The sequence below is a fragment of the Pseudomonas sp. JL23 genome, from assembly GCF_056933585.1.
In genome coordinates this window covers 46,109-72,172 of the sequence record NZ_CM167795.1, presented here as the reverse complement: position 1 = coordinate 72,172, position 26,064 = coordinate 46,109, and the positions used below count along the sequence as shown (strand labels likewise).

26 protein-coding genes are annotated in these 26,064 nt (G+C 60.9%); 7 read left to right on the top strand and 19 right to left on the bottom strand.

Annotation, left to right across the window (positions count from 1 at the left end; all coding sequences use genetic code 11):
- Positions 1–67 precede the first annotated feature (67 nt).
- Complete coding sequence (katG, locus tag AC1Z24_RS00340; RefSeq protein WP_483744137.1) at positions 68–2,314, top strand: catalase/peroxidase HPI; 2,247 nt, start codon at positions 68–70, stop codon at positions 2,312–2,314.
- Positions 2,315–2,436: 122 nt separating this feature from the next.
- Here katG and AC1Z24_RS00335 read toward each other — a convergent pair whose 3' ends face one another.
- Positions 2,437–3,801, bottom strand: a complete 1,365-nt coding sequence (locus AC1Z24_RS00335; protein ID WP_483744136.1) for a sensor histidine kinase — start codon at positions 3,799–3,801, stop codon at positions 2,437–2,439.
- Positions 3,779–4,471 carry a response regulator transcription factor gene (locus tag AC1Z24_RS00330; RefSeq protein WP_483744135.1) on the bottom strand — a complete coding sequence of 231 codons (693 nt, stop codon included), beginning with the start codon at positions 4,469–4,471 and terminating at the stop codon, positions 3,779–3,781. The genes AC1Z24_RS00335 and AC1Z24_RS00330 overlap by 23 nt, the downstream gene beginning before the upstream one ends.
- A 173-nt stretch (positions 4,472–4,644) precedes the next feature.
- Here AC1Z24_RS00330 and AC1Z24_RS00325 point away from each other — a divergent pair, with 173 nt between their 5' ends.
- Positions 4,645–5,307: a TetR/AcrR family transcriptional regulator gene (locus AC1Z24_RS00325; RefSeq protein WP_483744134.1), complete on the top strand. Its 663-nt coding sequence runs from the start codon at positions 4,645–4,647 to the stop codon at positions 5,305–5,307.
- A gap of 30 nt (positions 5,308–5,337) precedes the next feature.
- Positions 5,338–6,192 carry a sulfurtransferase gene (locus AC1Z24_RS00320; RefSeq protein ID WP_483744133.1) on the top strand — a complete coding sequence of 285 codons (855 nt, stop codon included), beginning with the start codon at positions 5,338–5,340 and terminating at the stop codon, positions 6,190–6,192.
- A 126-nt stretch (positions 6,193–6,318) separates the two neighbouring features.
- Here the strand turns inward: AC1Z24_RS00320 and AC1Z24_RS00315 are convergent, their stop codons facing one another.
- From AC1Z24_RS00315 to AC1Z24_RS00280, 8 genes are all read right to left on the bottom strand, one after another.
- A complete protein-coding gene (locus tag AC1Z24_RS00315) occupies positions 6,319–6,639 on the bottom strand; it encodes an AzlD domain-containing protein (protein WP_259101113.1) in 321 nt (106 codons plus the stop codon).
- On the bottom strand, positions 6,636–7,355 hold the full coding sequence (locus AC1Z24_RS00310) for an AzlC family ABC transporter permease (RefSeq protein WP_483744132.1): 720 nt from the start codon (positions 7,353–7,355) through the stop codon (positions 6,636–6,638). The genes AC1Z24_RS00315 and AC1Z24_RS00310 overlap by 4 nt, the downstream gene beginning before the upstream one ends.
- Before the next feature lie 66 nt (positions 7,356–7,421).
- Positions 7,422–8,447, bottom strand: a complete 1,026-nt coding sequence (locus AC1Z24_RS00305) for a hydrolase (RefSeq protein WP_259101111.1) — start codon at positions 8,445–8,447, stop codon at positions 7,422–7,424.
- 88 nt (positions 8,448–8,535) lie between these two features.
- Positions 8,536–9,168, bottom strand: coding sequence for an SCO family protein (locus tag AC1Z24_RS00300; RefSeq protein WP_483744131.1), 633 nt, complete (start codon positions 9,166–9,168; stop codon positions 8,536–8,538).
- A complete protein-coding gene (gene cyoE, locus AC1Z24_RS00295) occupies positions 9,165–10,058 on the bottom strand; it encodes a heme o synthase (RefSeq protein ID WP_483744130.1) in 894 nt (297 codons plus the stop codon). The genes AC1Z24_RS00300 and cyoE overlap by 4 nt, the downstream gene beginning before the upstream one ends.
- The gene (locus tag AC1Z24_RS00290; protein WP_483744129.1) at positions 10,055–11,173 is read right to left on the bottom strand and encodes a COX15/CtaA family protein; all 1,119 of its coding nucleotides are present in this window, start codon (positions 11,171–11,173) and stop codon (positions 10,055–10,057) included. The genes cyoE and AC1Z24_RS00290 overlap by 4 nt, the downstream gene beginning before the upstream one ends.
- A 9-nt stretch (positions 11,174–11,182) precedes the next feature.
- Positions 11,183–11,770, bottom strand: coding sequence for a hypothetical protein (locus AC1Z24_RS00285; RefSeq protein ID WP_483744128.1), 588 nt, complete (start codon positions 11,768–11,770; stop codon positions 11,183–11,185).
- Complete coding sequence (locus AC1Z24_RS00280; protein ID WP_483744127.1) at positions 11,736–12,485, bottom strand: SURF1 family protein; 750 nt, start codon at positions 12,483–12,485, stop codon at positions 11,736–11,738. The genes AC1Z24_RS00285 and AC1Z24_RS00280 overlap by 35 nt, the downstream gene beginning before the upstream one ends.
- A gap of 24 nt (positions 12,486–12,509) precedes the next feature.
- Between AC1Z24_RS00280 and AC1Z24_RS00275 the strand changes: the two genes are divergently transcribed.
- The gene (locus tag AC1Z24_RS00275; protein ID WP_483744126.1) at positions 12,510–12,713 is read left to right on the top strand and encodes a twin transmembrane helix small protein; all 204 of its coding nucleotides are present in this window, start codon (positions 12,510–12,512) and stop codon (positions 12,711–12,713) included.
- Between the two features lie 146 nt (positions 12,714–12,859).
- On the opposite strand, the gene AC1Z24_RS00270 is transcribed toward AC1Z24_RS00275, so the two are convergent.
- The 4 genes from AC1Z24_RS00270 to coxB form a co-directional block, all read right to left on the bottom strand.
- Positions 12,860–13,747 carry a cytochrome c oxidase subunit 3 gene (locus tag AC1Z24_RS00270; protein WP_483744125.1) on the bottom strand — a complete coding sequence of 296 codons (888 nt, stop codon included), beginning with the start codon at positions 13,745–13,747 and terminating at the stop codon, positions 12,860–12,862.
- A gap of 15 nt (positions 13,748–13,762) precedes the next feature.
- The gene (locus AC1Z24_RS00265) at positions 13,763–14,317 is read right to left on the bottom strand and encodes a cytochrome c oxidase assembly protein (RefSeq protein ID WP_483744124.1); all 555 of its coding nucleotides are present in this window, start codon (positions 14,315–14,317) and stop codon (positions 13,763–13,765) included.
- Entirely contained in the window at positions 14,314–15,933 is a 1,620-nt protein-coding gene (ctaD, locus tag AC1Z24_RS00260; protein WP_483744123.1) for a cytochrome c oxidase subunit I, read from the bottom strand. The genes AC1Z24_RS00265 and ctaD overlap by 4 nt, the downstream gene beginning before the upstream one ends.
- Positions 15,934–16,078: 145 nt before the next feature.
- A complete protein-coding gene (gene coxB, locus AC1Z24_RS00255; protein WP_483744122.1) occupies positions 16,079–17,206 on the bottom strand; it encodes a cytochrome c oxidase subunit II in 1,128 nt (375 codons plus the stop codon).
- Between the two features lie 376 nt (positions 17,207–17,582).
- Between coxB and AC1Z24_RS00250 the strand changes: the two genes are divergently transcribed.
- Positions 17,583–18,233: a hypothetical protein gene (locus AC1Z24_RS00250; RefSeq protein ID WP_483744121.1), complete on the top strand. Its 651-nt coding sequence runs from the start codon at positions 17,583–17,585 to the stop codon at positions 18,231–18,233.
- Positions 18,234–18,279: 46 nt separating this feature from the next.
- On the opposite strand, the gene AC1Z24_RS00245 is transcribed toward AC1Z24_RS00250, so the two are convergent.
- The 5 genes from AC1Z24_RS00245 to prlC all read right to left on the bottom strand — a co-directional run bounded on the left by AC1Z24_RS00245 (position 18,280) and on the right by prlC (position 24,515).
- A complete protein-coding gene (locus AC1Z24_RS00245; protein WP_483744120.1) occupies positions 18,280–19,812 on the bottom strand; it encodes a SulP family inorganic anion transporter in 1,533 nt (510 codons plus the stop codon).
- 110 nt (positions 19,813–19,922) lie between these two features.
- A complete protein-coding gene (locus tag AC1Z24_RS00240) occupies positions 19,923–20,636 on the bottom strand; it encodes a carbonic anhydrase (RefSeq protein WP_409033893.1) in 714 nt (237 codons plus the stop codon).
- Between the two features lie 282 nt (positions 20,637–20,918).
- Positions 20,919–21,977: a PA0069 family radical SAM protein gene (locus AC1Z24_RS00235; RefSeq protein ID WP_483744119.1), complete on the bottom strand. Its 1,059-nt coding sequence runs from the start codon at positions 21,975–21,977 to the stop codon at positions 20,919–20,921.
- A 166-nt stretch (positions 21,978–22,143) separates the two neighbouring features.
- Complete coding sequence (locus AC1Z24_RS00230) at positions 22,144–22,431, bottom strand: YheV family putative zinc ribbon protein (protein WP_483744118.1); 288 nt, start codon at positions 22,429–22,431, stop codon at positions 22,144–22,146.
- Entirely contained in the window at positions 22,428–24,515 is a 2,088-nt protein-coding gene (gene prlC, locus AC1Z24_RS00225; RefSeq protein WP_483744117.1) for an oligopeptidase A, read from the bottom strand. Before prlC ends, AC1Z24_RS00230 begins: the two co-directional genes overlap by 4 nt.
- A 76-nt stretch (positions 24,516–24,591) precedes the next feature.
- Here prlC and AC1Z24_RS00220 point away from each other — a divergent pair, with 76 nt between their 5' ends.
- The gene (locus tag AC1Z24_RS00220; protein WP_483744116.1) at positions 24,592–25,137 is read left to right on the top strand and encodes a gamma carbonic anhydrase family protein; all 546 of its coding nucleotides are present in this window, start codon (positions 24,592–24,594) and stop codon (positions 25,135–25,137) included.
- Between the two features lie 28 nt (positions 25,138–25,165).
- On the top strand, positions 25,166–25,816 hold the full coding sequence (locus tag AC1Z24_RS00215) for an HAD family hydrolase (RefSeq protein WP_483744115.1): 651 nt from the start codon (positions 25,166–25,168) through the stop codon (positions 25,814–25,816).
- Positions 25,817–26,064 lie beyond the last annotated feature (248 nt).

The following is a 26,064-nucleotide window of genomic DNA, read 5'->3' as shown; positions in this document are numbered from 1 at the left end:
CCGGCGTCATCGCCACCAAGGCGGCTCCCACAGGTTTTGCGAAAAAACGACCTAGACAGGAGCAGATATGACCGAATCCAAATGCCCGTTCAACCACGCCGCAGGCGGTGGCACCAGTAACCGTGACTGGTGGCCGGACCAATTGAATCTGAAAATCCTGCATCAGCACTCATTACTGTCCGACCCAATGGGCGAGGCGTTTGACTACGCGACGGAATTCAAAAGCCTGGATCTGGAAGCGGTAAAGCGCGACCTGCACGCGCTGATGACGGATTCCCAGGACTGGTGGCCCGCGGACTTCGGTCATTACGGCCCGTTCTTCGTTCGTATGGCTTGGCACAGCGCCGGGACCTACCGTACCGCTGATGGCCGTGGCGGCGCCGGGGCAGGGCAGCAACGTTTTGCGCCGCTCAACAGCTGGCCGGACAACGTCAGCCTGGACAAGGCCCGTCGTCTGATCTGGCCGATCAAACAGAAATACGGCCGCAAGATCTCCTGGGCCGACCTGATCATCCTCACCGGCAACGTTGCCCTCGAATCCATGGGCTTCAAGACCTTTGGTTTCTCCGGCGGACGTCCTGACGTCTGGGAGCCGGAAGAAGACGTGTACTGGGGCAACGAAAAAACCTGGCTGGGCGGCGACGTCCGTTATGGCCAGCAGACCCAGCCACCGGGCGAAGGCACCCTGGTCGCCGAGCCGGAGAAGCACGGCAACGAAGAAAGCCGTACCCACCAGGGCGAACGCACCCTGGAAAATCCCCTGGCCGCCGTGCAGATGGGCCTGATCTACGTGAACCCGGAAGGTCCGGAAGGCGTGCCCGACCCAGTGGCGTCGGCAAAAGACATCCGCGAAACGTTCGGCCGCATGGCCATGAATGACGAAGAAACTGTCGCCCTGATCGCCGGCGGTCACGCGTTCGGCAAGACCCACGGCGCAGGCCCGGCTTCCAACGTCGGCCCTGAACCGGAAGCGGCTGGCCTTGAAGACCAGGGCTTCGGCTGGAAAAACAGCTTCGGCAGCGGCAAAGGCGGCGACACCATTTCCAGTGGCCTGGAAGTCACCTGGACTTCGACTCCGACCCAATGGAGCAACGAGTACCTGGAAAACATGTTCGCCTTCGACTGGGAGCTGACCAAGAGCCCGGCCGGCGCCCATCAGTGGACGCCTAAAAACGGTGCAGGCGCAGGCAAGATCCCGGATGCCCATGATCCGAGCAAGCGTCATGCGCCGACCATGCTCACCTCAGACCTGGCCCTGCGCTTCGACCCTATCTACGAGCCGATTTCCCGACGCTTCCTGAACAATCCCGAGCAGTTGGCCGATGCCTTCGCCCGCGCCTGGTTCAAGCTGACCCACCGCGACATGGGCCCGCTGCCCCGTTACCTCGGCCCGGAAATGCCCGCTGAAGAGCTGCTCTGGCAGGACCCGATTCCGGCAGTCGATCACCCGCTGATCGATGACAACGATATCGCCGCACTCAAGAGCAAGATCGCCGCCTCGGACCTGACCGTTACACAACTGGTCTCCACCGCCTGGGCAGCCGCTTCGACTTTCCGTGGTTCGGACAAGCGTGGTGGCGCCAACGGTGGCCGTCTGCGCCTGGCGCCGCAAAAGGACTGGGCGGTCAATCAGCCTGAGCAACTGGCCGTCGTACTGAGCACCCTCGAAGGTATCCAGAGCGCCTTCAACGTCGGCGGCAAGCAAGTTTCCCTCGCCGACCTGATCGTGCTGGCCGGTAGCGTCGGCGTGGAACAGGCAGCCAAGAACGCCGGGCATAACGTCAGCGTACCGTTTACTCCGGGGCGTATGGACGCGAGTCAGGAGCAGACCGATGTCGAGTCGTTCGGCTACCTGGAGCCCATCGCCGATGGCTTTCGCAACTATCTGGCGGGCCAGTACACCGTATCCGCCGAAGCCCTGCTGGTGGACAAGGCGCAACTGCTGACCCTGACCGCGCCGGAAATGACTGTACTGCTCGGCGGCCTGCGCGTGCTCAAGGCCAATGTCGGCGACAGCGCCCACGGCGTCTTTACCCAACGCCCGCAAGCGCTGAGCAATGACTTCTTCATCAACCTGCTGGATATGGGCACCGAGTGGAAACCGGCATCGCGCACGACCTTCGAAGGCCGTGACCGCAAGACCGGTGCGCCGAAATGGACCGCGACCCGTGTCGACCTGGTGTTTGGCTCACACGCGCAATTGCGGGCGATTGCCGAGGTCTATGGCAGTACCGACGCCGAAGGCAAGTTCGTTGCCGACTTCGTCAAGGCGTGGACCAAGGTGATGAATCTGGATCGGTTTGATCTGGCCTGAAAACAACCTGATTATGGGTTGAAATAGGGTTTTGTGGGAGCCGGCTTGCTGGCGATGCGGTGTGACAGGCGACACTTTCGTCGACTGACCTGACGCTATTGCCAGCAAGCGGGCTCCTGCGATCAAAGCCCACGCACACTAAGCAATTCCATGCGGCAACCCGGTTCAGCGTCATGTACGGTCAGGCTCATCTCATGCAGCCGGGCCACCGCCGCTGCCATGCTCAGCCCCAAGCCGTTGCCCGGCGTTTGCCGGCTCGACTCCGAGCGATACAGACGGCGAAATACTGCCTCACGTTCCTGCGGCGCAATGCCGGGGCCGTTATCGCTGACGCTCAGGCCAGGGCCTTGGGCGGTGACGATGATGTCTACCTGAATCCGCCCGTTATCCGGGGAAAACTTGACCGCGTTGTCCAGCAGATTGCAGGCCGCGTCGAACAGCAACTGCGCATCACCCAAGCGCAGGGCCGGGGTATCGGCTGGCGTAAAATTGAGGGTAATGCCTCTGTCCTCAGCCAACGGCGTGAAAAACTCGGCGACATCGGCACCAATCTGATTCAGGTCGACTTCCGTGAAATTACTGCGCCGGGCGCTGCCTTCAATTTCGGAAATACGCAGCAACGCCCGGAACGTCAGCATCAACCCGCGGGCCTCGGTAATTGCCGCATCGATGGCGCCGGCATATTCATCATCGCGAAGCCCCCGACGCTGGGCGCGTTCGAGCCCGGCAATCAAACGTGTCAGTGGTGTGCGCAGGTCGTGGGCGATGTCGTCGCAGACGCCTTTTACTTCGCTCATCAGCCGTTCAAGTTCATCAAGCATGCCATTGACCACATGGGCGATACGGTCGATGTCATCGTGATTACCACGGGTAGGCAAGCGCCCGCTGAGGTCACCCTCGAAAATGCCCTTGATCGCATCAGTGAGGGTGTCCAGCCGCCGTCGTGCGGAGTGACCCAGCCAGATCGCCCCCAACAGCCCGACCAGCAATAGCAGGCAGCCGCCTGAGATCAGGGCATTGACCAGCAGTTCGTCGAACTCGCGAATGTCCTGCATATCCTGGGCGACCAACAGAATCCTGTTGTCGTCCAGCCGGTGAACCATGAAGCGCACCATCCGCTGAAGGCCATTGGGGTTCAACCAGAGAAACTCGACGGGCTCATCAAAAGCCTTGAACGATGGCAGCGTGCGCATGGCACCTGCGACGTAGTTGCCTTGCTCGTCATAAAGGGTATGGGGCAAGCGGCCTTCGGCATCCTGCGCCTCATGCTTGCGAATCTCCCGCTCCATCAGTACAGGCGGTTGCCGGCTGCGATTTTCTACCTGGCGATGCAGTGTGGCGTCGGTTTCAGTGGTGAGATAAAACGCTGTCTGCCAGTAGATATAACCGAACAGTGCCAGGAACGAGAAGCCGAACAACCCTAGAAACATAAGCCCGGTGCGGAAACTGATGGTGCGCGGAATGTCATTCAAATGAACGAAGAACATAGCCGGCCCCCCGGACGGTATGGATCATTTGCGCTTCACCTTCGCCATCGATCTTGCGGCGCAGACGGCCGATATGTACTTCGATGACATTGGTGTGCTCGTCGTAGCTGTAATTCCACACGGTCTCGAACAACATGGTGCGGGTCATCACCTGATCGGCATGGCGCATCAAGTGTTCGAGCAGCGCGTATTCACGAGGCAGCAGTTCAATCACGCGATCGCCACGCCGCACGCTGCGGTTCAGCAGGTCGATTTCCAGCTTGCCGACTTTCAGGCGGCTTTCGCGCTCCGGATTGGAGGTCACGCTGCGGCGCCGCATGAGGGCATCCAGGCGGGCGGTCAGCTCGATGAACTCGAAAGGCTTGGTCAGGTAATCGTCACCCCCGGCGCGCAGGCCACGGACTCGCTCGTCCAAGGCACTCAACGCGCTGAGGATCAGTACCGGTGTGGCCATACTGGCCGCACGCAGAGCAGTGAGCACGCCCAGGCCATCAATAGTGCCGGGCAACATGCGGTCCAGCACAATCAGGTCGAACCTGTCGGTAAAGGCCTGTGACAGGCCTTCACGGCCGTTATCCACGCAGATCACGCTAAAACCGTGGTCCTGCAGAGCGGCTTCGATTTCATTGGCAGTCGCGCAATCGTCCTCGATGACGAGTACATGAGTCATGGGCGCGGTGCGCTCCCTGAAGTTTTTATTAGACAGGGCAGCCGATGGGCGCCCCTGTGACAGTGGCATAGTGTGGCAACGCGCAAGGAAGACAAAGCTCGCGCAAGATGAAAGAAAGTTTAGCCACAGCTTGCGTTAAGATCGGCAACACTCCAATAACATGTCGATCAAGCATGGCCCCACGTCTGAAAACCCGTGAACGCATCGTGCAGAGCAGTCTTGCACTGTTCAACCAGCACGGTGAGCGCAGTGTGAGCACCAACCACATCGCCGCGCACATGGAGATTTCGCCGGGCAATCTGTACTACCACTTCCCCAACAAGCAGGCGATCATCGCCGAGCTGTTCGGCGAGTACGAAACCCTGGTCCAGAGCTTTCTGCACCCGCCCAAGGGCCGCCTGCCCAAGGTCGAAGACATGCGCCAGTACCTGCTGGAAATTCTCGACGGCATGTGGCGCTACCGCTTTCTGCACCGCGATCTCGAACACCTGCTGGACGCCGACCCGGAGCTGGCGGCACGCTACCGACGTTTTTCCCAGCATTGCCTGATCCAGGCCAAAGCGATCTACGCCAGCTTCGTCGAGGCTGGCATCCTGGCCATGGACAAGGTGCAGATCGAATCCCTGACCCTCAATACCTGGATTATCCTCACCTCGTGGGTGCGCTTTCTGTGCACCACTCGGGAAAATCCCGCATACCTGAACGAAGATGCCATCCGTCGCGGTGTCTATCAGGTATTGATGCTTGAATCCGCCTACGTCACCGCCCTGGCGCGGGACGAGGTGAATGCGCTGTGCGAGGCGTTCTACGTGCCCTTGCTACAGGCGCTGGAGTAACCGTCCATGACTTATCCACAGGAGTCCGAGATGTCACTTGCGCAACTGATCAGCCCGCAACAACTGGCCGACCGTCTGGAGCAACCGGGGTTGGTCATTCTCGATTGCCGCTTTGCCCTGGAAGACCTGGATTACGGCCAGCGCAGCTATGCCGGAGGGCACATTGCCGGGGCTCACTTTGCCGACCTGGAGCGCGACCTCAGCGGTCCGATCAGTAAGGGCAAGACCGGCCGTCATCCACTGCCTGACCCCCAGGCACTGGTGCAACGCCTGCAGAACTGGGGTATCGACCCGGACAGCGAAGTCGTGCTCTATGACGACGGCCTCGGCATGTACGCGGCCCGCGCCTGGTGGAGCCTGGCCTGGCTGGGCAAGCGCAGCGGCGTGTACCTGCTCGATGGCGGCCTCAAGGCCTGGCATGCGGCGGGTCTGCCTCTGAGCCTCGATCCACCGAGCAATTATCAGGGCCGCTTTACCGGCAAGCCGGACATGGACCTGCTACTGACAGCGGAAAAACTGCACAAGAAACTCGGCAATCCAGAAATGACCCTGATCGACGCCCGTGCCGGTGCGCGCTTCCGTGGCGAAGTCGAGCCGATCGACCCGGTGGCCGGGCACATTCCGGGAGCGCAATGTGTCGCCTTCACCGATAACCTCGGCCCGGACGGACGCTTCTTGCCCGCCGAACAGCTCAAACTGCGTTTTGAAGAACAGCTGAAGGGGCGCTCGCCGGACAAACTGGTTTCTTATTGCGGCTCCGGCGTGACCGCCTGCCATAACCTGTTCGCCATGTGCCTGGCCGGTTATCCGTTAGGCAAGCTGTATGCGGGGTCGTGGAGCGAATGGATTACCGATCCATCCCGCGAGGTTGCGACGGGGGAGTAAGCGAGCTTCGTAGCAGCTATTGTGGGACCGGCTTCAGCCGGGAAGAGGCCAGTCCAGTCGATGCATTTCGGCGTCTGGAATATCGTCTTCCCGGCTAAAGCCGGTCCCACCTGGCATGTGCAAAACCTATTGCCCCAACACCCACCGCAACGCAAAGAACACCAGCAACCCACCGCCAATGGTCGCCAGCAAATTGCGGCTGAACGCGGCAATGGCAATCGCCACGATCCCCGCCAGCAAATAAGCGTTATCGAAACTCACCTGCCAGTGTTCGCCATCGGGCAACAGCATGCCGGGGGCGACGATGGCAGTCAGCACGGCGGTGGGCACATAGTGCAGCCCCTGACGAACCACCGGCGGGAAGCTGATGTTGGGCCAGGCAAACAAGCTATAGCGCATGAGAAAAGTAATGGCAGTCATGCCAAGGATCAGCCACCAGTAACTCATGAGTGCACCTCATCGCCCTGGGCCAGATCGGCTTTGCGCCGCTCAAGCAGCACGCCTACGGCAATCCCGCCGAAGGCGGCGGCCATCAGCCCGAGTTTGTACGGCCAGCTATAGGTCAGCAGGGCGACTGCGGCGGCAGCCAGGGCGGCGGCGATCTGCGGCTTGTTGCGCAACAGCGGCACGACGATGCCGATAAATGTCGCCAACATGGCGAACTCCAGGCCCCAACCGGCCATATCCGGCACGGCCTGACCGAACAGCACGCCAACCAGCGAGCTGAGCACCCAGCAGGCATACAAGGCACTGGCCACACCGAGCCAATACCAGTGCGCCAGAGGCGTGCGGCCATGGACCAGGTAGAAACGCTGGACCACGGCAAAGGTCTCGTCAGTCAGCCAGAACGCCAACAGCAGACGCCAGCGCTGCGGCAGCTCGCTGACCTGAGGTTGCAGGGTCGCGCTGTACAGTACATGGCGCAGATTGACGATAAAGGTAGTCAGCAAGATCACCACGGCACTGGCTCCGGCGCCCATCAGGCTGATCACGATAAATTGCGCCGAACCGGCGTAGACGAACAGCGACATGCCTACCGACTGCCACAGAGACAGGCCGGAAACACCGGCCAGCGTGCCAAAAATAATACCAAATGGGGCAATACCGACCAGCATCGGTACGCTGTCGCGAAGACCGCGAGAAAAAAACTGACTGCGGGACATAGATAGTTCTCCTTGTCCCGGCAGCTTAAAGATTCACACAGTCATCGTCTCGAAGATTTGTGCAGCTCAGCTGTGCAACTCGCCGCTGTGGGCGCTGGTCAGCCACAAAGGGATACGCCGTTCCAGGTAATACCCCGGTTTCTTCAGCGTGCCGTCGACAAATCCGACATGACCGCCCCGGGCCTGCAATTCCAGTTCGGTGCAGGACGACAATTCATGGGCTTCGGGCAGGCTGTGGATAAACACGAAGGGGTCGTCGGTGGACTGAATGATCAGGGTCGGCGTACGAATCTGTCCGAGAAAATAACGACTGGAGGCGCGGCGATAGTAGTCCTTGGCGTCGGCAAAGCCATGCAGGGGCGCAGTGACCCGGCCATCGAAATCCCAGAAGGTGCGCATGTTTTCCAGGGAGCCAAGGGCGGACAACTCGGCCAGGCCCTCGCTCAACCCTTCATGCTGGAAGCGCCGTTGCTTGTCACGGATGTAATTGACCATCTCGCGCATGAAATGCCGCTGATAGATCCGGGAAAAGCCCTGGCCGATGCGATCAGCGCACTCGTCCAGACGAAACGGCACCGACACCGCCACGGCGCCGAGCAGTTCACTGTTGGCGCCGGACTCCCCCAGGTGCTTAAGCAGCACATTGCCGCCCAATGAATAGCCCACGGCGTAGAGCGGGGCCATGGGCCGCAGGGCACGCAGGTGGGCGATCACTTCTACCAGGTCTTCGCTGGCGCCGGAGTGATAGCTGCGCGACAGCAGGTTGGGCTCACCGGAGCAGCCGCGCCAGTTCAACGCCACGGAGGCCCAGCCTTGCTCGGCCATGGCCTGTTGCAGACCCACCACGTAGGGCGAGTTGGACGAGCCGGTCAGCCCGTGCAACACCAATACCAGTGGCGCATCGGCTTGATGCGGACCGTGCCAGTCCAGGTCGAGAAAGTCGCCGTCCTTGAGCCAGATACGCTCGCGCGGGCGCTCCAGATGGATGGTGCGGCGCCACAACGGCCCCCACAGGGTTTGCAGATGCGGATTGCCCAGCCCCGGCGCCGGGACGAAATGGTTGGCGAAGGACGAGTGTTCAGGACGTGACATGAACGGCTCCTTCGTAAATGTTTGGTTCACCGTTGTACGTTGCCACTAAGCGCAAGGACATGTAAGGGAATTTTGCCGAGCGGCGTGGCTACTGTCGGCCAAGCAGATTGGGCAGTTGCGCCACCAGCTTCGGATTGCTCATGGGCGCGCGGATAAAGCCGCGCTGAGTGCCGTCCGGGCCGAGGATCACCAGGTTGCCGCTGTGATCAACGGTGTAGTTCGGCTTGCTGGTATCGGCGGGGATAAACGGAATGCTCACGGCATTGGCCAGTTTCTGGATCTGCGCCACCGGGGCGCTGAGGCCGACGAAATCTTTATCGAAGTAGCCCAGGTACTGCTTGAGCTGCTGCGGGGTGTCGCGGTTCGGGTCGACGCTGACCAGTACCACGCGCAGGTTGCTGACCGCTTCCTTGGGCAGCTCGCTCTTGATCTGACGCAGTTGTGCGAGAGTGGTCGGGCAGATATCCGGGCAGAAGGTGTAGCCGAAGAACAGCAACGTCCACTTGCCTTTCAGATCACTGAGCGACACCGCCCGGCCGTCCTGATTGGTCATGGCCATGTCCGGCACCGTGCGGCTCTGGGGCAGCAGGATGATGCCGGCGTCGATCATCCCGACCTGAGCGCCCTGGTTATTGCCGGACAGCACCCGATAGACCGTCAGGCCCATGATCAGTGTGACGATGGCGACAAGAATGAAAACGGTCTTCTGGGTTCGGGTCATGGCATCAACGAAAAGTAATGGTCGGCGAGCAGGGCGGCAAACAACAGGAACAGGTAATAAATAGAGTACTTGAAGGTACTGATCGCCGCGTGCGGTCGAGTGCCACGGTACAGCACGCAGGCCCAATACAGAAAGCGCAGGCCCAGGGCCGTGGCGCAGATCAGGTACAGCACGCCACTCATGCGAATCACAAAAGGCATCAGGCTGGCGGCCAACAAGATGCCGGTGTAGAGCACGATATGCAACTTGGTGTAACGCTCACCATGGGTCACCGGCAACATGGGAATGGCGGCCTTGGCGTATTCCTCCTTGCGATGAATCGCCAGGGCCCAGAAGTGCGGCGGGGTCCAGGCGAAGATGATCAGCACCAGCAGCAGGGGCTCGGCGCTGACCTGGCCGCTGACCGCCACCCAGCCCAACAGCGGCGGCGCAGCTCCGGCCAGACCGCCGATGACGATGTTCTGCGGCGTGGCGCGCTTGAGAAAGCCCGTGTAGATCACCGCATAACCCAGCAGCGACGCCAGTGTCAGCCAGGCCGCCAGGCTATTGGTGAATATCAGCAACAGCACTTGCCCGCTCACCGCCAGAAGCAGGGCAAAGGCCAGGGCCGCAGGCGGCGAAATACGCCCTTCGGCCACAGGTCGTTTGTGGGTACGGGACATCAGCGCATCGATACGCCGATCCACCACATGATTGACCACCGCCGCACCGCCCGCGCACAGGCCGATGCCCAGATTGCCGAACAGCAGCAGCGTCCAGGGCAGCGCCTGGTGGCTGGCCAGGAGCATGCCGATCAGCGAAGTGATCAGCATCAGCGCGACGACCTTGGGTTTGGTCAGTTCCAGGTAGTCGCGCCAGAGGGGGTGGCGAGTCTCGATCAATAGGTTCACGGATGACTCCTGTCAAAAACGTGGGAGCCGCCTTGGTGGCGATAGGGTTGCATCTGCGGTCGCAGAAAGACCGGACGATCCAGGTTGTTAGCGCCAACGCGATCGCCACCCAGGCGGCTCCCACAGGGTTGTGGCGTGACAATCCTTAACCGGTAATTGACCAGCGTCATCCCCAGCAACAACAGCGCCGCCCCTGAGTTATGGGCCACGGCCACCGGCAGAGGCAGATGAAACAACACGTTGCTCAAACCCAGGCCGATTTGCAGGGCCAGGGCCGCAACCAATAACCCGGCCAACGCCTTGAGCCCGGCGGCCCGCAGCTGCCAGGCCAGGCTCAGCACGGACAGCGTGACCAGCACCGCGCCCAGGCGATGGGTCAGGTGGATCGCCGTGCGGGCTTCGCTGTCGAGCTTGCCGCCCAGATAATGCTCACCTACGGGCTGCGTCAGATGAAAGCCATTGCCGAAATCCGCCTCGGGCCACCATTGCCCCTGGCACGTCGGCAGATCGGTACAGGCCATGGCGGCGTAATTGGCGCTGACCCAGCCACCCAAGGCTACCTGCACCGCCACCAGCACCAGCCCGATAGCAGCAAGCCGACGTAGACGGGACGACAGCTGCGGCATCGCAGCCCAGACGCCACTCAGGCGCAGCGTCAGCAGAAACAGCAGGTTCAGGGTCAGCATGCCGCCCAGCAGATGCGCGGTGACCATCTGCGGCCAGAGCCTGAGCGTCACCGTCCACATACCGAAGGTGGCCTGAGCCATGACCACGGCAAGGATCAGCCAGGGCAGTTTCACCGGTTGCCCCGCCAGTTGCCGACGCCGCCAGGCCTGAGCGGCCAGCAGCAGAATCGACAATGTCAGGCCACCGGCGAAATAACGGTGGGTCATCTCGCTCCAGCCTTTGTCGGCCTGCACCGGGGTGTCCGGGTAATGGCGCTCGGCATGGGCCAGTTGCGCGGGCGTTTGCGGCACGCTGATAAAGCCATAGCAGCCGGGCCAGTCGGGGCAGCCCAGACCGGCATGGGTCAGCCGGGTATAGGCACCCAGCATGACCACCAGAAAGGCCAACACGGTGGCCAGCAACGCAAGACGAAATCCGGGCCTGGTCATGCTGACCTCCTAGCCGATATTCGACAGCTTCAGCAGATGCCGCAGGTCATTGAGCAGATCCTTGCCGTTGACCTCGGCGCCATAACGCAGCACCAGATTGCCGTGTGGATCGACGATCCATAGTCGCGGAGCGTCGAGGCCGGGCACGGCCTTGCGAAAAGCCGGTAAATCCAGCGGATAGCGCTGCAACTGCGGATATTCACGCGCAAGCTTCGCCGTGTAGACCGCATCCAATGGTTGCGCGCTGCTCAAGGCATGGCTTGCGCGTCCGGCATCCCGTCCCAGGCCGATCTGAATCTGCCGGGCCAGGTACACCAGTTGCTGGCAATCGGCCTCGCAACTTCCGGGCGCGCTGACCAGCAACTGCCAGCGTTTTTCTTCACTCTGCACGCCGAGATCAGCGCGGGTCTGGCCATTGCCAATCAATTCGCCGTGATAGATACGGCTGTCCGGCACCCAGAACTTGAACTTGTACATGCTGGTGGCCAGGACCATCGGCCCCAGCGCTACCAGCAGCACCAGTAACAGCTGCAAGCGGCCTTTGCGTCGGTCCGGGCGTGGTTCAGAGGCGTGGAACGGGTTGCTGGTCGCGGCCATGGGCGTTCTCCTTGCGATTTTTGCGCGTGCGCCATCCCAGGTAGAGGGCCAGCACTGTCAGGGTCGCCGCCATGGCGAACCACTGCACCGCATAGCCCAGATGCTTCTCCGGCCCCATGGCCACCACCGGCCAGTCCAGTCGGTAAGCCGCCGGGCCGGGTGCCAGGCGCAATTGCTGGGCAAAACCTTCGCGGCCCAATTCGGCCCAGAGCTTCGCCGGATCCACCGCCGTGACCAGTCGCGGCCAGGGCGCCCCCGTCGGGTCGGCATGCAACTGAAAGGTCGCACCGGGTAGCGCATAGACCCAAGCCTCGAGATTCAGCACCTGCCCCGGGGTGTCGAAAGTCGGCGGAGTGCGCCGGTCCGGCCAGGGCAGCCAGCCGCGATTGACCAACAGCCACAGCCCGCTGGCCTGATCCTCGAAGGGTTGCAGCAGCTCGATGCCGATCCGGCCGTCGCGCTGACTGTTGTCCAGCAGCAGGCTGTGCTCCACATCGAAATGCCCGGACAACCTCACCCGACGCCACGCCGGATCGGCCATGGTTGCAAGCTGGGCGCTGCTCAGCGGCTGCGCCACCTTGCGTTCAGCATATTGGGTCAGCATCGCGCGCTTCTCTTCGGCCCGGCCCAATTGCCAGCAACCGAGGCTGATCAACAACGGCAGCAACGCCAGGACCACCAGGGTCGGCAAGCGGCCTCCTATACTCATGTGCATGTCCTGACTCCCGCAGGCTTCGCCATGCTTAAAGTCGCTATCGTCGTCATGCTCTTCGCCACCATCGCCAGCCTGTTCAGCGGGCTGTTCTTTCTGGTCAAGGACGGCGGCCATTCCACCCGCCTGCTCAAGGCCCTGACCGTGCGCGTGTGCCTGGCGGTCATTACCCTCGGGTTAATTACCTGGGGGTTCTATAGCGGGCAGTTGGTGTCCCGTGTGCCTTGGTGAAATATTGACCACCGCATCTAAATCTGAATTCTGTGGGACCGGCTTTAGCCGGGAAAAGGCCAATACAGTCCCCCTCACTTTCTTGATCAGACGAGCCGCCTTCCCGGCTGAAGCCGGTCCCACATGAGCCCTGAGTTCAGCTCCAATTACAGGACGTACACAAATACAAAGAGCCCTACCCACACCACATCGACAAAGTGCCAATACCAACTTGCCGCCTCGAAGCCAAACTGATGCTCGGCATCGAAATGCCCACGCAGAACGCGGATCAGCATCACCAATAAAATGATCGAGCCAATCGTGACGTGGGCGCCGTGAAAACCGGTGAGCATGAAGAATGTCGCGCCATAAACGCCCGAGCCCAGAGTCAGGCCCAGCTCTTTATAAGCGTGCACATATTCCTCGGCCTGCAAGGTCAGGAAGCTCAGGCCCAGCAGTACGGTAATGCCCAGCCATAGCTTCAAGGCGCCGCGATGGCCTTTTTTCAGCGCATGGTGGGCGATGGTGACAGTCACACTGGAGCTGACCAGCAGGATCGTGTTGATCAACGGCAGATGCCAGGGGTCGATGATGCCCTTGGGCGCCGGGTAGCGGGCCGGATCGGGGGTGTTGAGCATTGGCCAGGCATACTGGAAATCCGGCCACAGCATATGGGCGATGCCCTTGCTGCCTTCGCCGCCCAGCCAGGGGCCGGCCCAGGTGCGCACGTAAAACAGCGCGCCAAAGAAGGCGATGAAAAACATCACCTCGGAAAAGATAAACCAGCTCATACCCCAGCGGAAGGTGCGGTCCATTTGCGCGCTGTACAGCCCGGCGCGGCTTTCGCGGATCACCGTGCCGAACCAGCCGAACATCATGTACGCCACCAGCAGCCCGCCAACCAGCATGATCCACGGCCCATGACCGGCACGCGCCGCCTTCATATCGTTGAACCAGGTGCCCAGGCCGAACATGGTCACGGCCAGGGCAACCGTGGCGATGATCGGCCATTTGCTTTGGGCCGGAACGTAGTAATGCTCGTGATGAGTGGCCATTTGCATTTCTCCTGGCTAACCGCCATTTCGTGCGACGGGCGCGGGCGGCTGGCGAGCGGTGATATCGAACAGCGTATAGGCGAGGGTCAGGTGTTTCACCTCGTCGGGCAGGGCGCGGTCGACGATGAAACGCACCGGCATTTCGATGCGCTCACCCGGCTGCAAGACCTGCTGGGTGAAGCAAAAGCACTCGGTCTTGTGGAAGTACACCGCCGCCGTGCCCGGTGAAATGCTCGGCACCGCCTGGGCGGTCATGGGCTTGTCGGTGGGGTTCTGCGCCACGAAGAGCATCTGGTTGACCGCGCCGGGATGCACGTCCAGCTCTTGGGCCTCGGGGTAAAAGCCCCAGACCATATCCGCCGCGTTGGTCGAGAGAAACTGCACGCGCACCTTGCGGCTGTCGTCGATCATCTGGCTGCCCTGATAGGCATCGCCGGTCTTGCCGTTGATACCAAACGCCTTGCACATCACGGTGTACAGCGGCACCAGGGCAAAACCGAAGGCAAACATCAGTACCGCAAGCAACAGCAGGCGCGTGACCAGGCGACGCAGTTCGGGTGCTGGCTTCATGGCCGTTCACTGCCGTGATCCAGCGGGTGCTCGTCCAGCTCCGGGGGCGTGGTGAAGGTGTGATAGGGCGCAGGCGAGGGAATGGTCCACTCCAGACCGTCGGCGCCGTCCCAGGGTTTGGCCGGGGCGGGCGGGCCGCCACGAATGGTCTTGATGACAATAAACAGAAAAAAGATCTGGGTAGCGCCAAAGGTAAAGGCGCCGATGGACGAGACCATGTTGAAGTCGGCGAATTGCAGGTTGTAGTCCGGCACCCGCCGCGGCATGCCCGCCAGCCCAACGAAATGCATGGGGAAGAAGGCCATATTCATGCCGACGAACGACAGCCAGAAATGCAGCTTGCCCAAGGTTTCGTCGTACATGTGCCCGGTCCATTTCGGCAGCCAGTAATAGGCCGAGGCAAAGATGCCGAAGATCGCCCCCGGCACCAGCACGTAATGGAAGTGGGCGACGACAAAGTAGGTGTCCTGGTACTGAAAGTCAGCCGGAGCAATCGCCAGCATCAAGCCCGAAAAGCCGCCGATGGTGAACAGGATGACGAAGGCCACGGCAAACAGCATCGGCGTCTCGAAGGTCAGCGAGCCCTGCCACATGGTGCTGACCCAGTTGAACACCTTCACCCCGGTGGGCACGGCGATGAGCATGGTCGCGTACATGAAGAACAATTCGCCCACCAGCGGAATGCCAACCACGAACATATGGTGAGCCCAGACGATAAAAGACAGGAAGGCGATACTCGCCGTGGCGTAGACCATGGAGGTGTAGCCGAACAGCGGTTTACGCGAGAACGCCGGGATGATCGAGCTGATGGCGCCAAAGGCAGGCAGGATCATGATGTACACCTCGGGATGCCCGAAGAACCAGAACACATGCTGGAACAGCACCGGGTCCCCGCCGCCTGCGGCACTGAAAAAGCTGGTGCCGAAGTGAATGTCCATCAGCATCATGGTCACGCAACCGGCCAGTACCGGCATCACCGCGATCAGCAGAAAGGCGGTGATCAGCCAGGTCCAGACAAACAGCGGCATTTTCATCAGCGTCATGCCAGGGGCACGCAGATTGAGGATGGTGGCGATCACGTTGATTGCGCCCATGATCGAGCTGATGCCCATCAGGTGGATGGCGAAGATAAAGAAGGTCACGCTGGCTGGGGCGTAGGTGGTGGAAAGCGGCGCGTAAAAGGTCCAGCCAAAATTCGGCCCACCGCCGGGGCTGAACAGGGTCGAGACCAGCAGCAGGAAGGCCGCAGGCAACAGCCAGAAGCTGAAGTTATTCATCCTTGGCAGGGCCATGTCCGGCGCGCCGATCATCAGCGGGATCATCCAGTTGGCCAGACCGACAAAGGCCGGCATCACTGCACCAAAGACCATGACCAGGCCATGCATGGTGGTCATCTGATTGAAGAACGCCGGCTCGACGATTTGCAGGCCCGGCTGGAACAGTTCGGCACGAATGACCATGGCGAACGAGCCGCCCAGCAGAAACATGCAGAAGCTGAACCACAGGTACAGAGTGCCGATGTCTTTATGGTTGGTGGTCAGCACCCAGCGCATCAGGCCCTTGGCGGGGCCGTGGGCGTGACCGGCATGGCCGTGGTCGTCGATGACTGCGCTCATGTTCTGCCTCCACAAAGAGGTAACAGATATCGGGTGGGAGCGAGGCTTGCCCGCGAAAGCGATTTTTCGGCCTCAGGAGATTTATTGGATGTACCGGCCTGTTCGCGGGCAAGCCTCGCTCCCACAGTGAGTGTGATTGTTCTGGTCATTTGCTCTGCGCCTGCTTGAGGGCCAGCACGTCTTTTGGCGTGACCATATCGCCCTTGTTATTGCCCCAGGCATTGCGCTCGTAGGTCACCACAGCGGCGATATCGACTTCCGAAAGTTGCTTGCCAAACGCAGCCATTGCCGTGCCGGGACGACCGTTGAATACAGTCTTGAGGTGTTCTTCCACCGGCCCGGTGGCAACCTTGGAGCCCTTGAGCGCCGGAAATAACGGCGGCATGCCCTGGCCCTCGGCCTGATGACAGGCCACGCAGGTGGTGTGATAGACCTTGTCGCCGCGCTCCACCAGCTCTTCCCGGGTCCAGTCCTTGCTGGTCAGCTCCCTGAGCTTGGCGCTTTCGGCCTTTCGTCCAGCCAGCCAGGCCTCGTAATCGGCCTGGGGACGGGCATCGACGACGATGGGCATGAAGCCATGATCCTTGCCGCACAGCTCAGAGCACTGGCCACGGTAGATGCCGGGCTTGTCGATGCGGGTCCAGGCTTCGTTGATGAAGCCGGGAATGGCGTCGCGTTTGACCGCAAAGGCCGGCACCCACCAGGAGTGGATCACGTCGGCGGCGGTGACCAGAAAGCGGATCTTCACCCCCACCGGCACCACCAGCGGCTCGTCCACTTCCAGCAAATAATGCTCGCCCTTGGCTTGCTGGTTATGAATCTGCTCGGCGGGGGTAGCCAGGTTGCTGAAGAACTCGACGTCCTGGCCCAGGTATTTGTAATGCCACTTCCATTGGTAGCCGGTGATTTGGATATCGAGATCCGACTCACTGTTGTCGTACATATGGATAAGCGTGCGCGTGGCCGGCACGGCCATGGCAATAAGGATCAGCAGGGGAATGACGGTCCAGAGAATCTCGACCGTGGTGCTTTCATGAAAGCGGGCGGCAACCTGGCCGGTTGAACGACGGTGCACGATCATCGACCAGAACATCGCCACGAAGACGATCAGGCCAATCACGACACAGATCCAGAAGATGGTCATGTGCAGGTCGAATACGGCCTGGCTGACTTGCGTCGCTCCCGGCGCCATGTTCGTCGTCCATGCGGCCAGCGCCTCACCGGATAACGACCACGACAACAGGCCCATCCAGGCGTGTGGATGTCGCATCATTGCGGGGCTCCCCTGTTTTTCTTGTCTCCCGCAAGTGATGACCTGCGGACAAGGGAGCTGGCTGTCACAAGATACTCCGATCCACGCCAAACCTGCTTGAGCAGGGAGGCAATTGGATATCAGCCATCTTCCTTACAGGTCGCAGTATAGACAGCACCTGCCGCGTGCAAGGCGCGCAAATCACCCGAAGTCCGGTCGTTCCCCTACCCGTTACCATGGAAAAAATGGCAAATCCCATAAAAACAGGGGTTTTTAGTCGTGAACACACATAAAGGTGACGCCGTTATGACAAATACGTCTTAGCAATTCGCTTAAGCGAGCTAACGTATGACTTCCCATCAATAACAGCCTGGTTTTACCGTTTTCAGGAGACTGCATGAACACCGCCGCTTTGCGCGAGCAGATACAACGTGCCCATCAGCACGAGGCCGCAACTGGCCAACTGGTAAAGCAACTGGAAGTCCAACTGCCACACCTGCACCCAGCCATTCATTTACCCGAAGTCGATGCACGGGACGTACTGACCCGCTTTGTCACCGCCTATATCGATCTGGTCCCGGACCTGCTGGACGCTGCCCATGAAGTGGCCGTCGAAGCTGGTATCGAAGGGCAGATCAAGCCGGTACTGAAGATTGCCGAGCACTTTTTCACCGCTCCTCCGGCCATCATGGAAGGCCACGAAGGACTCGACAGCCTCCTGGACGAAGCCTATCTGGCCCATCGTCTGGTGGAGGAAGTGAACGATCTGTACATCAAGCATTTCGGTCAGCCGCTGATTCCGTCCAATACGACGGTTGCCAGCGTGATCGCTCATCAACTGATCGGCGAAGCGTTCGCCAACCAGCTGGATGAGGCCGTGCATCATGCAGTAGACGGCATGCTTGACGACGACAGCTTTGCCCTGGAATCCGTGGAAGCCTATCGCGACCGCCTTGCTAGCCCCGATACCGAGGCTGCCTGGAAGCGTTGGCCGAGCCTGTCACGGCAACTGGGCATTGGCCTGGAAATGGAACAAGGCAAGGGCTGAAACCCTTGTTGTGTATTGCCCGCAGGTAACTGCGGGCACTATTTTTCTACGATGCCGCGCTACCCATTCCCACCGTTGTGCGCACACGCCCTTCCAATCGACGCTTCAAGCCCCGCGACTCAATGATCAACCGCGAACCTTGCGCCGCATTCGCGCGCCCCCACTCTTCCAGCAACTCCAGGCACGAGTGGTCGATATAACTCAGGTTATTCAACGGCACATGCACTGTGCTGCCCTTGGGAATGCTGTTCAAGGCCTGGGTCAGGGCCGGCACTTTGAGGAAGGTCGCGGCACCGATCAGACGCAACTCCATCTCACCTTGCGGCTGCAGCTCGACCAGACTGATTTTCAGGCGCGCCGCCTTGAAAGCCAGCTTGACCAGGGTCAGGGCAAAACCGATCAACACACCGGTCAGCAGGTCCGTAGAAACAATCGCGATGGCCGTCGCCGCATAGGTGAACATCGGCATGCGTCCGTAGCGACCCAGGCCGCGAAAGGCTTTCAGGTCCACCAGCTTGAGGCCGGTGTAGACCAACACCCCCGCCAGGCTCGCCACTGGAATGCTCTGCAGCACACTGGACAATAGCAACACGAAGGCCAGCAGCCACAGGCCATGGAACATCGCTGACATCCGGGTCTTGGCACCGGCCTGCACGTTGGCCGAGCTGCGCACGATCACCCCGGTCATCGGCAGCGCACCCACCAGACCGCAGAGCATATTGCCCACACCCTGGGCGCTGAGCTCCTTGTCGAAGTCAGAGCGCACGCCGTTGTGCATGCGGTCCACCGCTGCCGCCGACAACAGGGTTTCAGCACTGGCGATAAAGGCCACGGCAAAGGCGGCGACCAGAATGGCCGGCTCCGCCAGGTTGAGCAGATCCGCCGGGCGCAGCCAGTCGATGGCTTCGGCCAGGTTGGCAGGCACCTCGACGCGCTTGACCGGCAGCGCCAGCAGCAGACTGGCAGCGGTCGCCGCGCCGACACCGAGCAAGGCCCCCGGCACGAAGCGCAAGGCTTGCGGGCGGCGCTTTTCCCAAGCCCACATGATCAGGATAGTGCCCAGCCCCAACAGCCCGGCGTACAGGGCACTGCCGGGGCCGAAGGCGCCAAGCAGAGTCGCAGGGAAGGCGATCAGGTTATCCAGCCCCGAGGGCTGCGGCCCGCTGTCAAACATCACATGCAGCTGTGACAGCACGATCAGCACGCCAATCCCGGCCAGCATGCCGTAGACCACTGCTGGCGCCGTGACCCGGAACCAGCAGCCGAGCTTGAAACGCCCGGCCAGTACTTGCAGCAAACCCGCCAGCAGCAGGATCGGCCCGAGCATGGCCATGCCGTGCTCGCGTACCAACTCGAAGACCAGCACCGCCAGCCCCGCAGCCGGGCCGCTGACCTGCAACGGCGATCCCGCCAGCCAGCCCACTACCAGGCCGCCGATAATACCGGTGACCAAGCCTTTTGCAGGCGGCATGCCTGAAGCAATGGCGATGCCCATGCACAAGGGCAGGGCGACCAGAAAGACCACCACGGACGCCAGCAGCTCCCGTGGCAACAACGATTTCAGTTCTTTAGCACCCATGACGACTCTCCGGGTTTTTCTTCAGACATGGCAAAGCCCTGCCGCGCATCCAAGGCGCAGCGTCGGGCTTAAAGAAGGATTCGACCGTTAGTCGTGATCAGCTCACGCGGCTAGAAACGTGACTTGGGTGTCGCCACGGGTATGTGCGAGCTGCCATCAAGCGGCAGGAACGTGTCCTGCTCGGCGTCGTAGGCCAGGATTTCGCTGGTCTCGATGCTGTAGACCCAGCCATGGATGAACAGTTGGCCGTTGGCGATCTTCGAGGCCACCGAAGGATGGGTGCGCAAATGCTGCAACTGGGCGATGACGTTTTCCTGGGTCAGCACATGCATGGTTTCTTTTTCACCGCTGCAATGGCAGTTGTCCTCGACCACCGTGCGCGCGACTTCGGCATGGCGCAGCCAGGCCCTGACCGTCGGCATTTTTTCCAGGGAGTCGGGGTTGAGTACGGCGCGCATGGCGCCACAGTCAGAGTGACCGCAGATGATGATGTGCTGTACACCCAGAGCCAGCACCGCGTATTCGATCGCGGTGGAAACACCGCCGTTCATCTGGCCATACGGCGGCACGACGTTGCCGACGTTACGCGTGACGAACAGATCGCCGGGGGAGCTGTGGGTAATCAGTTCAGGGACGATGCGCGAGTCGGCGCAGGTGATGAACATGGCGCGGGGGTTTTGCGCGGTCGCGAGCTTCTTGAATAGCTCTTCTTGCTCCGGAAAGACCTCCTTGCGGAAGTGCTTGAAGCCATCAACGATGTGTTGCAAGGCTGCCTCGGGGCTGTCTGCTGCTGGCGCCGATGCAGCCAACGTCTGTTTATCCATGTCGCTCATGTCTCATCCTCTCTGACGGATTGATGTGGATTATTGCTTTATCTCGAAGTGGTTTTCTTTTTTTCATGTCAGAAAATTCCGTTTTCTGTGACATCCACAGACCACTTCAAGTGACAGACTAGTCTGCAAAGCTTAATTGAAACTGAATGTAGTCGACCACTGGGCGGTCAAGATGGATCTGTAGGAGCTGCCGAAGGCTGCGAAATCGGTACATCAGGCAGCCCCCCATCGCAGCCTTCGGCAGCTCCTACAGACCCTCACTCGCCAAGAAAACTACAACAACGACATCTGCCCACCCGGCGGGCAGAACGCCGTGCAATCCAGGCTGAAGCCGCGCCGCTGATTCAGTCCCAGGCGCTTGATCGCCACTGCATAGCGCTGGGCCAGCAGATCGGCAAACGGCCCTTCGCCGCGCATGCGCGAGCCGAAACGGCTGTCGTAGACCTGCCCGCCGCGGCTTTGCCGCACCAGGCTCATGACGTGATCGGCCCGTTGCGGGTAATGCGCTTGCAACCACTCTTCAAACAGCGGTGCCACTTCCAGGGGCAGGCGCAGCATGACGTAGCTGGCACTCAGCGCACCGGCGGCATGGGCTTCGTTGAGCAGGCTTTCCAGCTCGTTGTCGTTGATCATCGGGATCATCGGCGCGCAGATCACACCCACAGGCACCCCGGCATCGCGCAACACTCGGATCGCCCGCAACCGGGCCTTGGGCGCCGCTGCACGGGGCTCGAGGATGCGTTTGAGTTCATCGTCCAGGGTCGTCAGGCTGATGTAGACCGAAACCAAACGCTGCCTGGCCAGCTCGGCCAGCAGATCCAGATCACGCAGGATCAGCGAACCCTTGGTGATGATGCTCACCGGATGCCGGTAACGCAGCAGCACTTCAAGCGTGGCGCGGGTGATTTTGTACTCGCGCTCGATGGGCTGGTACGGATCGGTATTGGCGCCCAGGGTAATCGGCGCCACCGTATAGCCGGGTTTGGACAGCTGTTGCTCGAGCAGCGCGGCGGCGTTGGTCTTGGCGATCAGCTTGGTTTCGAAATCCAGCCCCGGCGACATATCCCAATAGGCGTGAGAAGGGCGCGCATAGCAGTAGATACAGCCATGTTCGCAGCCGCGATAAGGATTGATGGAACGGTCGAAAGGAATATCCGGCGAGCTGTTGCGGGTAATGATGCTCTTGGCGGTCTCGGTGGTGACCTGAGTACCCTGAGTCATCGGTACTTCCTGATACCAGCCGTCGTCCTCGGCCACCGAGCGGTTGGGCGCGAAGCGATTATGCGGATTGGTCGCCGTGCCGCGACCGCGAGGCGGGAGAGCAATAGACATGGGGACGCCTCTCTATACTGGTTATTTGTACAGTATAGAGAAAGCATTCGCGATGACCAGTCCTACAAGATGAAAGGCGAGGGCTGCGACTGGTTCTATCTGACACACCGCTATCGCAGCCTTCGGCAGCTCCTACAAGAGCGCATTGCAAATCAAAACCGGGTGATCAGCTCGGATCAACCGGCTTTTTCAGCTTCGGATTGGGGAAAAACTGCACGCCCTGCACCTTCGGATCAGCCGGTTTCACCACTGGCTTATTGACCCGCGTGCCCAATTCCTTGGGCACTGAGTTGCCATCGGCGTTGAGCGTGTCGCTGTAACCGCAGGCGACGCACTCACGGTGCGGCACGTCGTTTTCGCTCCACATCATCAGCTTGTCGGGTTCGCTGCACGCCGGGCAGACAGCCCCGGCGATAAAGCGCTTCTTGGTCACGATTACCGGTGTATCGGTCATGCTGCCGCTTCCTCGCTCAGGCCTGAATGGCGCAAGAGTGCGTCAATCGAGGGTTCGCGTCCGCGGAAATCGACGAACAGCACCATCGGCGCCTGAGAGCCGCCACGGGCCAGAATCGCCTCACGGAATGCGCGGCCGGTGTCGGCATTGAGCACGCCGTCTTCTTCGAAACGCGAGAAGGCATCGGCCGACAGCACCTCGGCCCACTTGTAGCTGTAGTAGCCCGCCGCGTAACCGCCCGCGAAAATATGCGCGAAGCTGTTGGGGAAACGGTTATAGGCCGGTGGACGCATGACCGACACTTCGTCGCGCACGCCTTCAAGCACTTGGGCAACGCTGCGGCCATCACCGTGAGTGGCGTGCAATTCGAAGTCGAACAGCGAGAACTCCAGTTGGCGAACCATCATCAGGCCGGACTGGAAGTTCTTGGCGGCAAGCATTTTTTCCAACAGGTCCTGAGGCAGGGCAGCACCGGTCTCGTAGTGACCGGAAATCAGCGCCAAGCCTTCCGGCTCCCAGCACCAGTTTTCCATGAACTGGCTTGGCAGCTCGACCGCATCCCAGGCCACGCCGTTGATCCCCGAAACACCGACGTGTTCGATGCGGGTCAGCAGGTGGTGCAGACCATGGCCAAACTCGTGGAACAGGGTGGTGACTTCATCGTGGGTCAGCAGCGCAGGCTTGCCGCCCACGGCCGGGGTGAAGTTGCAGACCAGGTTGGCCACCGGGTTTTGCAGGCGGCCGTCAACGGTGCGGCGACGATCGCGGGCGCCATCCATCCAGGCACCGCCGCGCTTGTTGGCACGGGCATAGAGGTCGAAGAAGAAGCGGCCGACGTGCTGGCCGTTCTCGCTGATCTCGAACAGGCGCACATCCGGGTGCCAGGTATCAAAACCCTTCTGCTCGACGATTTCGATGCCGTACAGGCGCTGCACGATGGCAAACAGCCCGGTCAGCACTTTGTCGATGGGGAAGTAGGCGCGCAGGGCTTCCTGGGAAACGCTGTAGCGCTGCTCGCGCAGTTTTTCGCCGTAGAAACCGCTGTCCCAGCTCTGCAGGTCCGGGCAGCCGTGTTCGGCGGCATAGGCGCGCAGCTGTTGCAGGTCCTTGGCGGCAAACGGCTTGCTGCGCTTGGCCAGGTCACGCAGGAAAGTCAGCACCTGATCGCTGGACTCAGCCATTTTGGTCGCCAGGCTCAGCTCGGAGAAGCTGGCAAAGCCCAGCAGCTTGGCCAGTTCCTGACGCAGGTCGAGGATCTGCTCCATCACCGGGCCGTTGTCGTTTTGACCGGCGTTCGGGCCCTGATCGGAAGAACGTGTGCAGTAGGCGGCATACACTTCTTCGCGCAGGGCGCGGTCTTCGGCGTAGGTCATTACCGCGTAGTAGCTCGGGAATTCCAGCGTGATCAGGAAGCCTTCGAGATCCTTGGCCTTGGCCGCCGCAGCCATTTGCTGCTTGGCGGACTCGGTCAGACCGGCCAGGGCCGATTCATCGGTAACCAGTTTGGTCCAGGCCTGAGTCGCGTCCAGCAACTGGTTGGAGAACTGGCTGCCCAGTTCCGACAGCTTGCTCTGCACTTCGGCGTAGCGCTTTTGCTGCTCGGGCGGCAAATCGATACCCGACAGGCGGAAATCACGCAGGGAATGTTCGAGAATGGTTTTCTGCGCCACGTCGAAACCGGCGGCTTCCGGGCTGTTGGCCAGCGCTTCATAAGCCTGGAACAGCTCACGGTTCTGGCCCAGCTCCGTGGAGTAGGCGCTCAGGCCCGGCAGGCAGGACTCATAGGCTTCACGCAGCTCGGCGCTATTGCACACGGCGTTGAGGTGGCTGACCGGGCTCCAGGCATCGCCCAGGCGCGCATTGAGTTCGTCCATGGCCAACACCAGGCCGGCCCAGGTCGGGGCCTTGCCCTGCTTGGCGAGGATATCGGCAATGGCCACGCGGTTGTCAGCGAGAATCTGGTCGATGGCAGGTTTTACATGCTCGGCACGGATCGCCGAAAAGGCTGGCAGGTCGTACGATTGCAAAAGAGGGTTGTTCGCGCTCACGGTTTTGCACCTTGGCTGGAAGAAACACCCTCGCATCTTAATTACAATCGGCGCTCACCGCAGCAAGCAGACCCCGATCCCGCGACTATCGCGAGCAAAGAAGGAGCCTATCGTGGCCATCCGCACGTTCCAGCAACACACTCCCGCCCTTGGCGAACGGGCCTTTGTCGATTCGACGGCAGTGGTTATCGGCGACGTCGAAATAGGCGCCGACAGCTCGATCTGGCCGCTGACCGTGGTCCGTGGCGACATGCACCGCATCCGCATCGGCGCGCGCACCAGCGTGCAGGACGGCAGCGTGCTGCACATCACCCACGCCGGGCCGTTCAACCCGGACGGTTTCCCGCTGCTGATCGGCGACGACGTGACCATCGGCCACAAAGCCATGCTCCACGGCTGCACCGTCGGCAACCGCATCCTGATCGGCATGGGCACCACCATCATGGACGGCGCCGTGGTCGAGGACGAAGTGATCATTGGTGCAGGCAGCCTGGTACCGCCGGGCAAGGTGCTGGAAAGCGGCTTTCTCTACGTCGGCCGCCCGGTCAAACAGGTACGCGCCCTGACCGAAAAGGAAATCGCCTTCTTCCCCTACAGCGCCGCCAACTACGTAAAACTCAAGGATCAGCACCTGGTCGAAGGCTACGACCGCGCCTGACCTCCCTGAACCTGCCAACGGATACCCCATGCATTACCCAACAATTCTGTTCGACCTCGATGGCACCCTGACCGACCCGCGCGAAGGCATTACCCGCTCGATCCAGTTCGCCCTGGCACGCCTGGGGATCGACGAGCCGGACATTACTCGCCTGGAACACTTTATAGGCCCGCCATTATTGCAGGCCTTCATGCAGTTCTACGGTTTCGACGAGGCCAAGGCCTGGCAAGCCGTGAACTTCTACCGCGAACGCTTCAAAGTCACCGGACTATATGAAAACCGTGTGTTCGACGGCGTTTTCGAACTGCTCGACACCCTGGCCGGGCAGGACCGCACCCTGTATATCGCCACCTCGAAGCCTTGGGAGTTCGCCCGGGAAATCGCCCGGCATTTTGACTTCGCCCGCTATTTCAAGGTGATCTACGGCAGCGAACTGGACGGCACCCGCACCGACAAGGTCGAGCTGATCGCCCATCTATTGGCCGAAGAGGGCCTGGACCCAGCGCAGACCCTGATGATCGGCGATCGCAAACACGACTTGATTGGTGGCACGCGCAACGGGCTGGACGTGGCGGCAGTGGGGTATGGGTTTGGCAGTTACGAAGAGCTGGCGGGGCAGGCGCCGACGTATCATTTTGAGACGATGGCGGATTTGCGCGAGGCGTTTATGCATCGCTGATGGGTTGAATTCGATCACCGTGGGAGCAAGGCTTGCCTGCGAATGCGGTTTTTCAGCCGTAGAAGATGTGGCGGTTGCACCGGCCTCTTCGCGGGCAAGCCACGCTCCCACGAGAGTTGCGTTTGTGCAGCGCCTATTTGGATTGGAATGAGATTTTGTGGGAGCGAGGCTTGCCCGCGAAGGATATAGCGCGGTGTACCTGATACACCCCACGCCACATTCGCGGGCAAGCCCGGCTCCAACAGAAA

What these genes read in the sequence shown, in the direction of transcription:
- katG (WP_483744137.1), top strand. Translation starts at nt 68, where the DNA reads ATGACCGAATCCAAATGCCCGTTCAACCACGCCGCAGGCGGTGGCACC.
- AC1Z24_RS00335 (WP_483744136.1), bottom strand. Translation starts at nt 3,801, where the DNA reads ATGTTCTTCGTTCATTTGAATGACATTCCGCGCACCATCAGTTTCCGC.
- AC1Z24_RS00330 (WP_483744135.1), bottom strand. Translation starts at nt 4,471, where the DNA reads ATGACTCATGTACTCGTCATCGAGGACGATTGCGCGACTGCCAATGAA.
- AC1Z24_RS00325 (WP_483744134.1), top strand. Translation starts at nt 4,645, where the DNA reads ATGGCCCCACGTCTGAAAACCCGTGAACGCATCGTGCAGAGCAGTCTT.
- AC1Z24_RS00320 (WP_483744133.1), top strand. Translation starts at nt 5,338, where the DNA reads ATGTCACTTGCGCAACTGATCAGCCCGCAACAACTGGCCGACCGTCTG.
- AC1Z24_RS00315 (WP_259101113.1), bottom strand. Translation starts at nt 6,639, where the DNA reads ATGAGTTACTGGTGGCTGATCCTTGGCATGACTGCCATTACTTTTCTC.
- AC1Z24_RS00310 (WP_483744132.1), bottom strand. Translation starts at nt 7,355, where the DNA reads ATGTCCCGCAGTCAGTTTTTTTCTCGCGGTCTTCGCGACAGCGTACCG.
- AC1Z24_RS00305 (WP_259101111.1), bottom strand. Translation starts at nt 8,447, where the DNA reads ATGTCACGTCCTGAACACTCGTCCTTCGCCAACCATTTCGTCCCGGCG.
- AC1Z24_RS00300 (WP_483744131.1), bottom strand. Translation starts at nt 9,168, where the DNA reads ATGACCCGAACCCAGAAGACCGTTTTCATTCTTGTCGCCATCGTCACA.
- AC1Z24_RS00290 (WP_483744129.1), bottom strand. Translation starts at nt 11,173, where the DNA reads ATGACCAGGCCCGGATTTCGTCTTGCGTTGCTGGCCACCGTGTTGGCC.
- AC1Z24_RS00285 (WP_483744128.1), bottom strand. Translation starts at nt 11,770, where the DNA reads ATGGCCGCGACCAGCAACCCGTTCCACGCCTCTGAACCACGCCCGGAC.
- AC1Z24_RS00280 (WP_483744127.1), bottom strand. Translation starts at nt 12,485, where the DNA reads ATGCACATGAGTATAGGAGGCCGCTTGCCGACCCTGGTGGTCCTGGCG.
- AC1Z24_RS00275 (WP_483744126.1), top strand. Translation starts at nt 12,510, where the DNA reads ATGCTTAAAGTCGCTATCGTCGTCATGCTCTTCGCCACCATCGCCAGC.
- AC1Z24_RS00270 (WP_483744125.1), bottom strand. Translation starts at nt 13,747, where the DNA reads ATGGCCACTCATCACGAGCATTACTACGTTCCGGCCCAAAGCAAATGG.
- AC1Z24_RS00265 (WP_483744124.1), bottom strand. Translation starts at nt 14,317, where the DNA reads ATGAAGCCAGCACCCGAACTGCGTCGCCTGGTCACGCGCCTGCTGTTG.
- ctaD (WP_483744123.1), bottom strand. Translation starts at nt 15,933, where the DNA reads ATGAGCGCAGTCATCGACGACCACGGCCATGCCGGTCACGCCCACGGC.
- coxB (WP_483744122.1), bottom strand. Translation starts at nt 17,206, where the DNA reads ATGATGCGACATCCACACGCCTGGATGGGCCTGTTGTCGTGGTCGTTA.
- AC1Z24_RS00250 (WP_483744121.1), top strand. Translation starts at nt 17,583, where the DNA reads ATGAACACCGCCGCTTTGCGCGAGCAGATACAACGTGCCCATCAGCAC.
- AC1Z24_RS00245 (WP_483744120.1), bottom strand. Translation starts at nt 19,812, where the DNA reads ATGGGTGCTAAAGAACTGAAATCGTTGTTGCCACGGGAGCTGCTGGCG.
- AC1Z24_RS00240 (WP_409033893.1), bottom strand. Translation starts at nt 20,636, where the DNA reads ATGGATAAACAGACGTTGGCTGCATCGGCGCCAGCAGCAGACAGCCCC.
- AC1Z24_RS00235 (WP_483744119.1), bottom strand. Translation starts at nt 21,977, where the DNA reads ATGTCTATTGCTCTCCCGCCTCGCGGTCGCGGCACGGCGACCAATCCG.
- AC1Z24_RS00230 (WP_483744118.1), bottom strand. Translation starts at nt 22,431, where the DNA reads ATGACCGATACACCGGTAATCGTGACCAAGAAGCGCTTTATCGCCGGG.
- prlC (WP_483744117.1), bottom strand. Translation starts at nt 24,515, where the DNA reads ATGCGAGGGTGTTTCTTCCAGCCAAGGTGCAAAACCGTGAGCGCGAAC.
- AC1Z24_RS00215 (WP_483744115.1), top strand. Translation starts at nt 25,166, where the DNA reads ATGCATTACCCAACAATTCTGTTCGACCTCGATGGCACCCTGACCGAC.